The 14,254-nt window shown below is 47.5% G+C and carries 12 protein-coding genes and 1 pseudogene; 10 read left to right on the top strand and 3 right to left on the bottom strand.

Annotated features, from left to right (window positions below; genetic code table 11):
- From Q0241_RS11930 to Q0241_RS11920, 3 genes are all read right to left on the bottom strand, one after another.
- On the bottom strand, positions 1-459 hold a 459-nt coding region (locus Q0241_RS11930; protein ID WP_299377634.1), incomplete at its 3' end, for a solute carrier family 23 protein.
- Positions 460-705: 246 nt separating this feature from the next.
- On the bottom strand, positions 706-1,053 hold the full coding sequence (gene uraH, locus Q0241_RS11925) for a hydroxyisourate hydrolase (RefSeq protein WP_299377632.1): 348 nt from the start codon (positions 1,051-1,053) through the stop codon (positions 706-708).
- Between the two features lie 107 nt (positions 1,054-1,160).
- Positions 1,161-2,090 (bottom strand): LysR family transcriptional regulator, encoded by a 930-nt coding sequence (locus tag Q0241_RS11920; RefSeq protein WP_299377630.1) that lies wholly within the window; start codon positions 2,088-2,090, stop codon positions 1,161-1,163.
- Positions 2,091-2,239: 149 nt separating this feature from the next.
- On the opposite strand from Q0241_RS11920, the gene Q0241_RS11915 reads away from it, so the two are divergent.
- The 10 genes and pseudogenes from Q0241_RS11915 to Q0241_RS11870 form a co-directional block, all read left to right on the top strand.
- Positions 2,240-3,172: a LysR family transcriptional regulator gene (locus Q0241_RS11915; protein WP_299377628.1), complete on the top strand. Its 933-nt coding sequence runs from the start codon at positions 2,240-2,242 to the stop codon at positions 3,170-3,172.
- Positions 3,173-3,351: 179 nt separating this feature from the next.
- Positions 3,352-3,705, top strand: coding sequence for a hydroxyisourate hydrolase (gene uraH / locus Q0241_RS11910; RefSeq protein WP_299377626.1), 354 nt, complete (start codon positions 3,352-3,354; stop codon positions 3,703-3,705).
- Positions 3,706-3,710: 5 nt separating this feature from the next.
- The gene (gene xdhA, locus Q0241_RS11905; protein WP_299377624.1) at positions 3,711-5,234 is read left to right on the top strand and encodes a xanthine dehydrogenase small subunit; all 1,524 of its coding nucleotides are present in this window, start codon (positions 3,711-3,713) and stop codon (positions 5,232-5,234) included.
- 4 nt (positions 5,235-5,238) lie between these two features.
- The gene (gene xdhB / locus Q0241_RS11900; protein ID WP_299377622.1) at positions 5,239-7,578 is read left to right on the top strand and encodes a xanthine dehydrogenase molybdopterin binding subunit; all 2,340 of its coding nucleotides are present in this window, start codon (positions 5,239-5,241) and stop codon (positions 7,576-7,578) included.
- Positions 7,578-8,588, top strand: coding sequence for a xanthine dehydrogenase accessory protein XdhC (gene xdhC, locus Q0241_RS11895; RefSeq protein ID WP_299377620.1), 1,011 nt, complete (start codon positions 7,578-7,580; stop codon positions 8,586-8,588). The genes xdhB and xdhC overlap by 1 nt, the downstream gene beginning before the upstream one ends.
- A 92-nt stretch (positions 8,589-8,680) precedes the next feature.
- Entirely contained in the window at positions 8,681-10,273 is a 1,593-nt protein-coding gene (locus Q0241_RS11890; RefSeq protein WP_299377618.1) for an ABC transporter ATP-binding protein, read from the top strand.
- Entirely contained in the window at positions 10,270-11,355 is a 1,086-nt protein-coding gene (locus Q0241_RS11885; RefSeq protein WP_299377616.1) for an ABC transporter permease, read from the top strand. Before Q0241_RS11890 ends, Q0241_RS11885 begins: the two co-directional genes overlap by 4 nt.
- Positions 11,356-11,360: 5 nt before the next feature.
- Positions 11,361-12,281, top strand: coding sequence for an ABC transporter permease (locus Q0241_RS11880; RefSeq protein ID WP_299377614.1), 921 nt, complete (start codon positions 11,361-11,363; stop codon positions 12,279-12,281).
- A 182-nt stretch (positions 12,282-12,463) separates the two neighbouring features.
- Positions 12,464-13,531, top strand: a complete 1,068-nt coding sequence (locus Q0241_RS11875; RefSeq protein WP_299377612.1) for a BMP family ABC transporter substrate-binding protein — start codon at positions 12,464-12,466, stop codon at positions 13,529-13,531.
- A 418-nt stretch (positions 13,532-13,949) separates the two neighbouring features.
- Positions 13,950-14,254 (top strand): annotated as a pseudogene (locus Q0241_RS11870) (guanine deaminase); the annotation flags it as partial.

Below are 14,254 nucleotides of genomic sequence, written 5' to 3'. Positions count from 1 at the left end.
CACGACGATGCCCGTTACCAAAGGGGGTAGAATACCGCGAATACGACCAATAAAAGTCCCGAGAATAAAGTGGAAAACACCACCAATAGCAGCCGACGCAAAAAGAGCGCCAAGACCAGCTGTCTTCACAATGGGGATCATAATGGGAATAAAGGCAAAGCTTGTTCCCTGTACAATCGGAAGCCGCGCCCCAATCGGCCCGATACCGATGGTCTGCATAAGCGTTGCGATGCCCGCAACAAACATCGCCGTCTGAATGAGAAATACTTTATCCCCACCAGATAACCCGGCAACACCCGCGATAATAATCGGCACTGTGACGTTACCCGCAAACATTGCCAAAACATGTTGCAAGCCAAGTGGCACAGCTTCTTTAAGTGGTGGACAGTAATTCGGATCTTTTAAATTCTCGGCATTCGCCGTTTCCGCACCATCTTTTGAGTGGGTTACTTCAGTCATTTCAGGTTTCCCCCTGTTGAATAAACCAGCCGGTTATTATTTTTATAGTTGTTTAACTTAACTCTTGTTTCCCCAATATCTCATGGGTTGCTTCATCGCTCGTGTAGGTTATCTACACTTCTCTCTTCACGCCTTGCGCAAAAACTAAGTTAAACAACTATTTTATTCCGGCTTTGTGAGGGGTGTGCTTTGACATGATGAGCAATAAAAGCAAACCCCGGTAACTATCGGATCGAGTTGGTAAAGCTAACTCCCCCGATAGGTTGAATAACCATAAGGTGATAGCAACAGGGGAACGTGATAATGCTGGTCTGTTTCGGCAATACCAAAACGAATGACAATCACATCAAGAAAAGCCGGGTCAGGTAGGTCGTGACCTTTACTTTTCAGATAATCGCCAGCATGAAAGTGGAGTTCGTAACTACCTTTGGAAAAATCTTCCTTTTCCAGAATGGGGCCATCAACACGCCCGTCTTCGTTTGTTGTTACATCCCGCAATGGAATAGTTTCGCCAACCCGGTATAGCTCTATACGAACCCCCGAAGCTGCGACACCTGATGCTGTATCCAGCACATGTGTAGTTAAAAATCCCATAGTTACCTCACCCTGAAGTGCTTTTTCATTATTATGTGAGGCAGTATGTCGCAGTCCACATGAACGCAAAAGAAGTCTTTTTAGATCATATTGATGCTAATAAGTGATCAATTAAGTGAAATATAATCTCTCAATGCGGTCTCGGCATGCTCAGCAAAGATAGAGGGCGCAAGGGATAGCTGGCGCGTTGCGTTGGTTAAAACCACAAGCCGATCACAAGGAATATCTTTATCAGTTAGCTCAACATGCGCCAGCAAACCGGCTTTTCTTTCCGCCTCAATCCCCAGAACGGTTTGAAAGCTGACGTATTCTGCATTTCGTGCCATGGACCGCATAAACCTGAGGGAATTGGCTTTGATAAAGGACTTCGGCTTTGATTTTAACTTGCTCAGCGGTACGTCGATAATTCGGGCTAGCGAAAGGTTCCCCGCTGGCAATGCTAAGGGATACCTTAAACAATCTTCAAAAGCGCACTTGTCTTTTTTGGCGAGCGGGTGTTCAGGCGCAACAACTGCACCAACCTTGAGCTCCCAACTCACCATTTCACGCAAACTATCTTGATCAGGCGGATTGAAAGTAAATCCTATATGGGCTTCAGCCGAAGAAATCATCCGGCTCACTTTTTCTGAACTTGTTATCGTGACTTCCAGGGTAATGCCCGGATAGTTTTCGTGGAAGCTCTGCGTCAAATCCGGTAAAACGGCATCAGCAACAGATTCAACGGATGCAATACGAACAATACCTTGCTTAATCCCCCTTAAATCATCCAGTTGTTCATTCACAGCCTCAAAGTCTGACAAAACAGTTCGAGCATGTTGAAGTAATAATTCCCCGGCTTCGGAAATACGCAAGCCACGACCGACACGTTCAAAAACCTGAACGCCGAACTCATCTTCAAGGCTCAAGATCTGCCTATTTACAGCCGACGAAGCAATGTTGAGCTGTCGAGCAGCTTCACGAATTGAGCCATGCTCTGCCACAGCAACAAAGTACCGCAAAGCTGGGGAATACAATGTATGTGCACGCTCAATTTTCAATGATCATTACCTTTGTAAAGCAAGAGATCTCAGATCGATTAAAGACAATCCCTTTGAAAATATTTTCTTTTCTTATAGCCTAAGACAAAACCATCACAACAAAAACCACCTATAAATGAATACTATTAATAAAACTATCGGACCGTTTAATGCGCATTGATAATGCTTTTGTCTCTACTGCTTTTCGTTATTTTGCAGCCACTGCTGAAGCGGGGTCGATCAGAGCTGCGGCACGGGAACTGAACATCGCCTCATCAGCAGTAAACAGACAAATTCTGATGCTGGAAGAAGCGCTTGGAATGCCCCTTTTTGAACGGACAGGACGGGCAATGGTTCTAACAGAAGCCGGAAATGTTCTTCTTAAGCAAACCAAGGTTTCACTGAGAGACTATGAAGATGCTTTGGGCGTTATAGATGAACTTCGCGGCCTGCAGCGCGGGCGCGTGAGGATAGCAACGGCGGAATCAGTTTCCGTGAATTTACTGCCCAAGATACTTGCAAAATTTTCAGAACATTACCCCTCTATTGAAACATTTCTAACCGTTACCGTCGCGGACAAAGTAACGGAAATGGTTCATTCGCGTGATGCTGATCTCGGCTTTACTTATAATCCGTCCACCCTGGATGGTTTGGAAATTGGATTTGAAAAAAGCATTGAAGTCGGCGCAATTGCGGCACCGAACCATCCGCTAACCCAACAAGAAACGGTTTGTCTCGCAGATTGCTTTAAACACCCCTACGCCTTTCCAGCACAAGGTCTTAGCCTTCGCCACGCCCTTGATAGGGCAATGGAAGATAGCACCGACATGAAGGGAGAAATAAATAAACCAATTCTGGAAGCAAATTCACTACGAGTTATGGCGGCAATGGCGCAGGAAGGCCGCTGTATCGCCTTTCAAACGCGCATAGGCATCGAGCATCACTTGAAATCAGGAGCTCTGACCTTTTTGCCCCTGACAGATCGCGACCTGCCGATGGATCGCTTGATGCTCATCAGGCAATCAAGCAGAACCCCTTCGCCAGCTACCCAGATGTTTGAAAAATTTGCCGTCGATTATCTGAAAAAGCACCCGATCATCTGATGCCTTTTTTAGCTCCCTGATATCTAAACATTATTCTTTTTAGATCACACAAACACTGTCATACTCTTATTCAAATAATAAAAATCGTTTGCTTGTATTCGTTAAAAACGCTGGAAACCAGCGGTGCAAGACAAGACGGTAAATTCACAACAGTGATTTTTTCAGGGGAGTAAAGTCGCATGGGGCGACTGACTACACATGTATTGGATACCGCCCGTGGTATTCCAGCAAAAGATTTGACCATTGAACTTTGGAAGCATGAAGGTGCGAGCTGTAACTTTGTGAAACGCGTTCAAACGAACGATGATGGGCGGGTCAATAGCCCATTGCTGGACGACGCCGAGTTCACAATCGGCCAATACGAATTGAGATTTATGGCGGGTGATTATTTAAAATCACAAGCCGATAACCTTCCCGACCCCCTATTTCTTGACATTATTCCAATCCGTTTTGGAATTGCTGACAAAGATGCTCATTACCATGTGCCCCTTCTTATTTCGCCTTTCGGCTATTCAACCTATCGCGGGAGCTAACAGTTATGCGGCAAGACGTTAAATTCCTTCGCGACGGTGAACTGATCGAACTTAATAATATCGATCCCAATGAAACCCTGCTTGATTATTTACGACTGAGAGAAGGATCATGCGGCACAAAAGAAGGGTGCGGTGAAGGCGATTGTGGGGCCTGTACTGTGGCAATCGGTTCTCTGAAAGATGGGAAACTACAATATCAGGCTGTGAACAGCTGCATTCAATTGCTAGGTATGATGGACGGTAAGGAAATCATTACTGTTGATGATCTCTCTAAAGGCCCACTAGTTAAAGGCTCTCAGGCCAAAAGATCACAACAACTCCACCCTGTTCAAGATGCAATGCTGCGCCACCACGGGTCACAATGTGGTTTCTGTACCCCCGGCATCGTTATGTCGCTCTTCACGCTTTACCACGCGAAAATGAAAGCAGACAGAACCACTATAAACGATCAACTCGCGGGAAATCTGTGTCGTTGTACGGGGTATCGTCCTATCATTGACGCCGCCTTGGAAAGCTGTACCGGGAAAGCTGAAGATCGCTTTCGTCAAGACGCACAGGCAAGAACAACCAAACTCAATGAACTGGATGACAAAGAAGATCTGTTTATCGGGGATGAGGCAAAATTCTTTGCCGCGCCAGCATCCACGAAAACATTGGCCTCGATTTACGAAAAACATCCCGATGCGGTGATCGTCGCGGGTGCAACTGATGTGGGTCTGTGGATTACCAAGCAACTGAGGGACCTTCCTAAGATCATTCATATTGGACGTGTTACCGAGCTACAAAAAATTACCCATGACACCAATGAAATTATTATTGGTGCTGGTGTAACCTACGCCGATGCACAGGAAGTACTCGCTACTATTGATCCGGATGTTGCCGAGATTATTCGCAGGATCGGATCAACTCAGGTTCGGGCATCTGGCACCATTGGTGGCAATATCGCAAACGGATCACCCATTGGTGACAGTCCACCGTTACTTATTGCCCTGAATGCCAAGCTATCCTTGCAAAAAGGAACAGATACCAGAGAGATCGATCTAGAGGACTTCTTCATCGACTATGGAAAGCAGGACCGAGAAGAAGGCGAGTTTGTCAGCAAGATCCGTGTGCCAAAGCTTACCGAGAATGAAATCTTTCGCAGTTACAAAATAAGCAAACGCTTTGATCAAGACATATCCGCCCTACTCGCTGCGTTTAAACTAACGATTGATAATAACAGAATAACACAGGCCCGTATTGCTTATGGCGGAATGGCAGCCACGCCAAAGCGGGCTGCGCATACAGAAAAAGCCTTACAAGGCATCGACTTAAATGTTTCCGAAACATGGGAAAAAGCAGTTCAAACCTTGGAACAGGATTTCACCCCGCTTTCTGACATGCGAGCCTCTGCGGATTATAGAATGGAGGCTGCAAAGGGGCTGTTAATTAAAGCGCTTCATGAAATTTCGAGCGAAACAATTGACCATGAAAGCGATCAAACAAGAGTTATTGGTGCCAGAGCCATTGATGTAAGGGAGGCTGTGTAACCAAATGCTACATAAGTCACCTGATACAAATGTTTCAACAGCCACCGTTGGTAAAGACAACAAACACGATAGTGCTGAACGCCACATCAAGGGAACGGCGCTCTATATCGACGATATTCGTGAACCACAGGGCACACTTCATCTTGCCCCTGGCTATGCACAGGCCTCTTGCGGTAAAATCAAAAGCCTTGATTTAAGTGCCGTAAAATCGGCCCCCGGTGTTGTGGCGGTTTTAACAGCCAAAGATATTCCCGGTGTCAACGACTGTAGCCCGGCAATGGGCGATGACATGATCCTTGCGGATGGGCACATCCTCTTTCACGGGCAAGTTATCTTTGTCGTCGCAGCAAAAAGTCATTTAGCGGCAAGAAAAGCGGCAAGACTGGCCAAGATCGAAATAGAAGAAACGGCGCCTATGGTGACTGTGGAAGACGGTCTTGAAAAAGACGCATCTGTCCTGCCACCATACGAGTTTTTACGCGGTTCGCCGGATGAAGTGATTGCATATTCCCCCTATAAAATCACAGATAGTTTCCATATTGGCGGACAGGAACACTTTTATCTGGAAGGTCAGATCGCTATGGCCATTCCTGGGGATGATGGTGAGATACTGGTTCATTCATCAACCCAACATCCCACAGAAATTCAACACACCGTTGCCAAAATGCTTGGCGTTCAGGATGCTGCAGTTGTTTGTGAATGTCGCCGTATGGGCGGTGCTTTTGGGGGCAAGGAATCTCAGGCCGCACAATGGGCCGCATTATCAGCCTTGGTTGCCCATGTCACCGGACGCCCGGCTAAGATGCGTCTGGATCGTGATGATGATATGATCATGACGGGCAAGCGACATGATCAGGCCTGTCACTGGCAAGCCGGATATGATGATCAGGGAAAACTGACTGCCGTAAACGTAGAATTCAATTCACGCTGTGGCTGTTCTGCTGATCTGTCCCTAGGCGTGAATGATCGCACCATGTTTCATGCGGATAATTCCTACTACTATCCGCAAGCACGTATCCTGTCCCGCCGTGTGATGACGAATACTGTTTCCAATACCGCGTTTCGTGGCTTTGGTGGTCCACAGGGAATGGTCTTTTCAGAACGTATGATGGACACCATTGCCATTAAGCTGGGTATGGATCCGCTTGACGTGCGAAAGATCAACTTCTATGGCGATGAAGATCGCAATATCACACCATTCGGCATGCAGGTTCAGGATAACATCCTTGATGAACTTGTGTCGGAGCTGGAAAGCACCAGTGATTATCGCAACCGTCGCAAAGAAATAGCCGCCTTTAACGAAAAAAGCCCTTTCCTCAAAAAAGGCCTCGCGCTTAATCCGGTAAAATTCGGCATATCCTTTACCCTTAAGCACCTCAATCAAGCTGGTGCCCTTGTCCATGTCTATACCGATGGGTCTGTACAGGTGAACCACGGCGGCACCGAAATGGGGCAAGGTCTCTATACCAAGGTTGCCCAGGTGGTCGCCGAAGAATTTGGCATTGATCTGGACCACGTCCGAATAACGGCAACCAAAACGGATAAAGTTCCCAATACCGCCCCCACAGCCGCTTCATCTGGCTCTGATATGAACGGTATGGCGGCGAAACAAGCCGCTCAAACCATCAAAGACCGATTGATTGACCTCGCGAGCAAGCTTTATCAAGTTGATAAAACAACCATCAGTTTTGCTCATAACAAGGTAAAGGTTGGTGATCAGGAAATTGCTTTTGCGGAATTAACACAACAGGCTTTTCTGGAACGGGTATCTCTTTCGTCAACGGGATACTATGCAACACCGCATATTACGTGGGACAGAGATACCAAAGACGGCCGCCCGTTCCTCTACTTTGCCTATGGTGCCTGTTGTGCAGAGGTTACCATTGATACCTTAACCGGTGAGATGAAAGTGGATCGGGTCGATATTCTGCATGATGTTGGAAAATCACTGAACCCGGCCATTGACATAGGACAGATCGAAGGCGGTTTTGTTCAGGGCATGGGCTGGCTGACCACTGAAGAGCTTGTCTATGACGATCAGGGACGTCTTCGAACACACGCGCCCTCGACCTATAAAATCCCAACAGCGTCGGATATACCTGAAGATTTCCGTGTAAACTTATGGAATTCAACAGGAAACAGAGAAGATACAATCTATAGATCAAAGGCCGTTGGCGAACCCCCTGTCATGTTGGCGACGGCTGTTTTCTCGGCCGTAACCAATGCCATCGCTTCACTCTCTCCCGGTCAGGTGCCGCAAATAAACACGCCAGCCACACCAGAAAATATTCTTCGTTCTGTTCAAGATATGAAGAAACGAGACAAAAGGGCTGGAGAAGAATAATGAAAGTCTGGTCGCTCATCGCAAAAAGCCTGGAAGACGCGGGTTGTTGCGCTATGATCACCATGACAGAGGTGCTGGGTTCTGCTCCGCGAGAAGCCGGAACACGCATGGTTATTCGACCAGATGGCGGCTTTCATGGTACGATCGGCGGTGGCACGCTTGAATGGCGCGCACAGGCTGACGCGCAAAAGCTCATGCGCAACAAAAAAGCATTACTAAACTTCAGCCAACATGCCCTTGGCCCAGAATTGGGGCAGTGTTGTGGCGGAGCAGTAAAGTTGCTCATCGAAGTTTTTACGAAAGAACAACTGAGTGACGTAAAAGAATTAGCGGTTATGGAAGAAACAGGACCCTTTTCTACACGGGGCTGTTTTAACGCAGATCGTGTTGTCCGAAAGATAACTGAGGAATCACAACAGAAACTGAGCTTTGATCGTAACGGAGATATTCTCGAAAGTTTCGGCGAAAAGAAGCGTCAGGTTTATCTCTATGGTGCGGGACACATCGGACGGGCCTTGATGCTTAATATGGCTGCACTGCCATTTGATCTTGTCTGGATTGATTCACGACACAACGCCCTGCCATCAATTACCCCCGGCAATGTAGAAAAGATATACACACCAACACCTGTGGAAACCTTAACTACAGCACCAGACGGCGCTTTTATTGTGATCATGACCCACAGCCATGCGCTTGATCTGGATTTGGTCAATGCAGCCTTATCCGCCGAACGCTTTGCCTATGTCGGTGTTATAGGATCAGATACCAAAAAAGCACGCTTTAAAAGCCGTCTGAAATCATTCGGCATGGTAAAACAGAACATCAACAAGCTCGTCTGTCCGATTGGTATTGACGGTATAAAATCAAAACACCCCGCGGCAATCGCCGCATCAGTTACAGCAGAATTACTCATCAGGGATGAAAAGATAGCCCAACAGGGTACAGTCTTGGATTCTAATGATCGGATCGACTTGGTAAGGGATAAAAAAGCCCTAAAGTTTGTCCAATAAGACAAAAAAATGAATAAAACCTAGTAAGTTAAAAACCGGAGAGTTAAAAACTTACTGAACTGGGAACATAGGCTTACTGGGAGGGCCAGCAATTGGGGGATCATGTATCCACAAAAGGCGGCACAGCTGCAACGACAGATTATCTGTTGGAAGCACGCGGAATCACCAAGATGTTCGGGGATCTGGCGGCGAATGACGATGTCACGCTGAAGCTGGCCCCGGGCGAAATTCACGCGCTGCTCGGCGAGAACGGCGCGGGCAAATCAACGCTTGTCAAAATTATCTACGGATCCTTACAGCCCACCGCAGGCTCGTTGCATTGGCTGGGGCAAGAAGTGTCCATCGCCAATCCTGCTGCGGCCCGTAACTTGGGTATTGGTATGGTTTTTCAACACTTCTCCCTGTTCGAAGCCTTGAACGTTGTTGAAAACATTGCCCTCGCCCTGCCCAAAGATACAGACATCAAAGACCTTTCCCAAAAAATTTCCGACGTTTCCAAAGAATACGGTCTTCCCCTAGAACCCACAGCATTGGTTGCTGACCTTTCCGTCGGTGAAAGGCAGCGTATTGAAATTGTTCGCTGCCTGTTACAGGAACCGCGTCTGTTGATCATGGACGAACCAACAGCCGTCCTAACGCCACAAGAAGCTGATCAGCTATTCCTGACGCTAGAGCGCCTTGCAAAAGAAGGCTGTGCCGTTCTCTACATTTCTCACCGTCTTGATGAGGTGAAACGGCTTTGTCACGATGCAACAATCTTGCGAATGGGAAAAGTTGTTGGACAGGTGGATCCGCAGAAAGAAACTGCCGCCAGTCTCGCCAGACTAATGGTCGGTGCTGATGTTCATGCAATCAATGCAAACAGAGAGCATAAACCTGGCGAGACCCTGTTGAAACTTAACAGACTATCCCAAGATGCCGATGGTCCCTTTGGCGTTTCTCTGGTCGATATCAATCTGGATGTCAAAGCGGGTGAAGTTGTTGCCATTGCAGGCGTTGCCGGTAACGGGCAGTCAGAACTTTTTGATGCTATTTCTGGCGAACGCACCTCAGGCACAGCAGGTGCGGTACAAATCGACGCGCGAGATAGCGGTCTGGATACGATAACCCAACGCCGACGCAACGGAGCTGGATTTGTGCCGGAAGAACGACTGGGGCACGGTGCTGTTCCCGGACTTTCCCTGTCAGAAAATATCGTTCTGACCCGTCATTCTGATGATGCCGGCCTGTCAAAGTCTGGCTTTATCAACCGTGAAAGTGCCATTGCAATCAACGAACGGATCACCCGGGACTATGATGTCCGCAAGGGCAAACCTGATCCCGAAGCCAGGTCACTATCCGGGGGGAACCTACAGAAATTCGTTGTGGGTCGCGAACTGGATCGTAAGCCAAAGGTACTTGTTATCAACCAGCCCACATGGGGGGTAGATGCCGGGGCCGCCGCCTTGATCCGACAGGCCATGATTGACCTTGCTTTGGCTGGATCTGCGGTTTTGGTGATATCACAGGACTTAGATGAAATTTTCGAAATAGCTGACAGAATTGCAGTTATCTCTCGCGGACAACTTTCAGAAGCTTTCCCTGCTGGCGATCTGACACTGGAAAAAATCGGCTTGCTGATGGCTGGTGCTCACGAGAAGAAAAACCCCGATGCAACAGGGACAAATGAGAAGGTAAGCGCATGAAACTCGTGTTGGAAAAACGTTCCGAACACTCGGAATTCATGACCCTTATGTCACCGTTGCTGGCGATTGCCCTGACGGTTCTTACTGGTGCCATCATTTTTGCTGTTCAAGGGCTTAATCCCTTCGAAGCACTCTATGTGTATTTCATCGAGCCTTTGACATCTATGTGGTCGCTTGAAGAAGTCTTCGTGAAGGCCGCTCCCCTCATCCTCATCGGTGCCGGGCTATCCGTGTGTTACATGGCCAATGTCTGGAATATCGGTGCCGAGGGCCAGTTGACCATGGGTGCGATTGTAGGATCAATTGTCCCGATTGTTTTCACATCATGGCAATCACCACTTGCCCTCGTCGCCATGATTACGCTCGGCGCTTTGGGTGGCGCGCTCTATGCCGCAATCCCTGCTTTTTTAAAAAACAGGTTTAACGCCAACGAAATTTTAACGTCCCTAATGATGGTCTATATCGCGCAGCTCTTTTTAGATTGGGTTGTTCGTGGTCCGTGGAAGGACCCCAAAGGCTTTAACTTTCCGCAATCTATTGCTTTTGAAGGTTGGCAACTTCTCCCAACACTTGGCGATGGGCGTGTCCATATCGGGATTATCCTTGCCGTGATCGTTGTTGCGATCCTGACGGTTCTTATGAGCAGAACACTTAAAGGCTTTGAAATACTGGTCATCGGAAATTCCCCGCGTGCAGGACGTTTTGCAGGTTTTTCAAGAAAGAAGGTCGTCTGGTTTTGCCTGTTGCTTTCCGGCGGATTAGCTGGAATTGCCGGAATTGGCGAAGTAGCGGGGCCAAGCGGACAGTTACAGCCCACCATTTCACCTGGTTATGGCTTTACAGCTATTATCGTGGCGTTCCTTGGTCGCTTAAATCCCATCGGCGTTCTTTTTGCCGGGGTCATGTTGGCCATTACCTATATCGGTGGCGAAGCCGCGCAGATTGATTTGGGTGTATCCGATAAAACAGCACAGGTTTTTCAGGGTATCTTGCTCTTTTTCATTTTGGCCTGTGATACGTTGATCCTCTATCGGATAAAGATGCTGGGTTCAACAAAACAACAATCAGTAGCGGCGGAGTAAGACCAATGGATGCAACACAAGCTGTCATCTTGACAATTATTACCGCTTCAACCCCCTTGCTCCTTGCAGCAATTGGTGAGTTGGTTACCGAAAGGTCCGGCGTTCTCAACCTAGGTGTCGAGGGCATGATGGTTATGGGGGCTGTTTGCGGATTTGCCGCGGCCTACACAACAGGTAACCCCTACATCGGCATTCTTGCTGGCGTTCTTGGGGGCGTTGCCCTCTCCTTCTTCTTTGCAATTCTGACACAAACATTAGCCACCAATCAGGTTGCAACTGGCTTAGCACTCACCCTTTTGGGGCTTGGGTTATCAGGACTTATCGGGGAATCATTTGTCGGACTTCCCGGCGTAAAACTACAACAGCTTTCCATTCCGTTTCTGAGCACGATACCTTTTATCGGGCCGATCCTCTTTGGACAGGATATCCTTGTTTACACCTCTATCGCGCTGATTTTTGGCACGACCTATGTGCTATTTAAAACCAGAATAGGCCTGATCATTCGCTCTGTCGGGGATAATCACAATTCAGCCCATGCACTTGGGTACAATGTGATCGCTGTACGTTATGCCTGCATTATGTTCGGGGGGGCCTGTTCCGGTCTTTCTGGGGCCTATCTGTCGCTCGCCTATACACCACAGTGGATTGAGAACATGACCGCCGGACGTGGCTGGGTTGCGCTGGCTTTAGTGGTTTTTTCAACGTGGTTGCCCAAACGTCTTGCAATTGGTGCCTATCTGTTCGGGGCCGTTTGGATTATGGGCCTTTATGTTCAAGCGCTTGGCTTTGGCATACCATCACAGTTCCTGTCATCATTGCCTTATGTTGTAACCATCATTGCGTTGGTCATTATTTCTGGCAACAAAACGCTAACTCGTGTAAATACACCAGCATGTATCGGTCAAACCTTTGTTCCCGATCGATAATATGATTTCCCTGTTGAGCCAAACACCCAAAGCGTTAATTCAGGCGAGGCCAACAGAGAGAAGAATGAAATTAATACAGGTGTCATCGCATACATCGGCCAGCGTTGACGTCAAAAGAATGAAACGGCCGCAAAGAGTTCTCTTGCCCAAGGGAATTCAGTAATCAGGGAAGGATAACCCACATGAAGAAAATCTTGGGATTTGCCGCCGCGATCGCACTATCTCTCGCGATAGTCCCGGCATCTGCTGCAGATAAGCTGAAAGTTGGTTTTATATACGTTGGCCCCGTTGGTGATCACGGTTGGAGCTACCAACATGATCAAGGACGCAAAGCCATCGAAGAAAAATTTGGCGATCAAATTGAAACAACTTATGTCGAAAAAGTTGCCGAAGGTCCGGATGCAGAACGTGCGATTGAACGTCTGGCACGTAAAGGGTCCAAACTAATTTTCACAACTTCCTTTGGTTTCATGGAGCCAACCCTGAAAGTTGCCAAACGCTTCCCGGATGTAAAGTTTGAACACGCCACAGGCTACAAACGTTCAGATAACGTTTCGACCTATTCTTCACGGTTTTACGAAGGCCGTTACATCATTGGTCAAATTGCTGCCAAACAATCAAAATCTGGTGTAGCTGGCTATATTGGTTCTTTCCCAATTCCAGAAGTTGTACGTGGTATCAACGCCTTTATGCTTGGCGCTCAATCCGTAAACCCTGATTTCAAACTGAAAGTCGTTTGGGTAAACTCATGGTTTGACCCCGGTAAAGAAGCCGATGCCGCCAAGGTTCTGATTGGTCAGGGCGCTGACATTATCACTCAGCACACTGATTCTACAGCACCGCTTCAAATTGCACAGGAACAGGGTGTTCACGGTTTTGGTCAGGCGTCAAACATGTATGCCTTTGCTGAAAAAGCTCAGCTAACCGCCATTATCGATGACTGGGCATCTTACTATGTAAACCGTACACAGGCTGTATTGGATGGTACATGGAAATCCGAAGATACTTGGGGTGGCTTGAACGAGAAGATGGTTGTCATGGCTGATTACACAAACCTTCCCGACGATGTGAAAAAAATGGCAGAAGAAACTGAAGCCAAAATCACATCTGGCGATCTGCACCCATTCCAGGGGCCAATCACCAAACAAGACGGTTCTGTTGCTGTGAAAGAAGGCGAAACAGTTGCCGTTGGTGATCTTCTTGGCATGAACTGGTATGTTCAGGGTGTTGACGATCAGTTGCCACAATAAAAGTTACAAAGGTGTCCGGTAACTTAATATCTTGAACTTGGCATCTTGAAGAAAAATACTGGGACAACACCAACCCCTGAAAAATCGGGGGTTGGTGCCCAGATAATAAGATAAGCTTTAAAAAGACAAGCTGGATAATCGAAAAGATCAGGGCCTAAAACGGGTTACCTTTTCATTCGTCCATCCAAACAAGATTAAAAAAATCAAAATTATGGTCCCAAGGCCTGTTGTCTGGTGGGTAAACCCGCAGAGGTCGATAACCTTGGATTTATAACGTGCCTGTTGGGAAAGACTTGGCATCTGTTTCGTCGTGCATAAATCACGGTCAAAGGTGTCCACGCTTTCTTAAACAGAGCAATCTAATATCGCAATGAAGATCAACTGCCGAATTTCCGGCTGATAACGCCAAGGTCATATGATGACAAACAAAGATCAAACAGCTGCCAAACTACTCCGCGGTGCGACCGTTAACTTTACCGATAATCCCCGTATCAAGGGTGATGATAATTCGGTTCAATACGAAACCAAGGGCGCTGTGGTTATCAGCGAAGGCGGGCGTATACTCTGGCAAGGCGCTTTTGCCCAACTGCCGGATGAATTTAAAGACCTTCCATGTGATGATTACGATGATAAAATCATTATGGCCGGGTTTATTGATCCGCATATTCACTTTCCGCAATACCGAATTGTGGCAGCCCCCGGTAAAGACCTTCTGGATTGGCT

The organism is uncultured Kiloniella sp., assembly GCF_937128705.1.
Taxonomy (GTDB): Bacteria; Pseudomonadota; Alphaproteobacteria; order Kiloniellales; family Kiloniellaceae; genus Kiloniella.
Note: the sequence above shows the minus strand (reverse complement) of the source record. Positions and strands in the feature narration are given on the sequence as shown.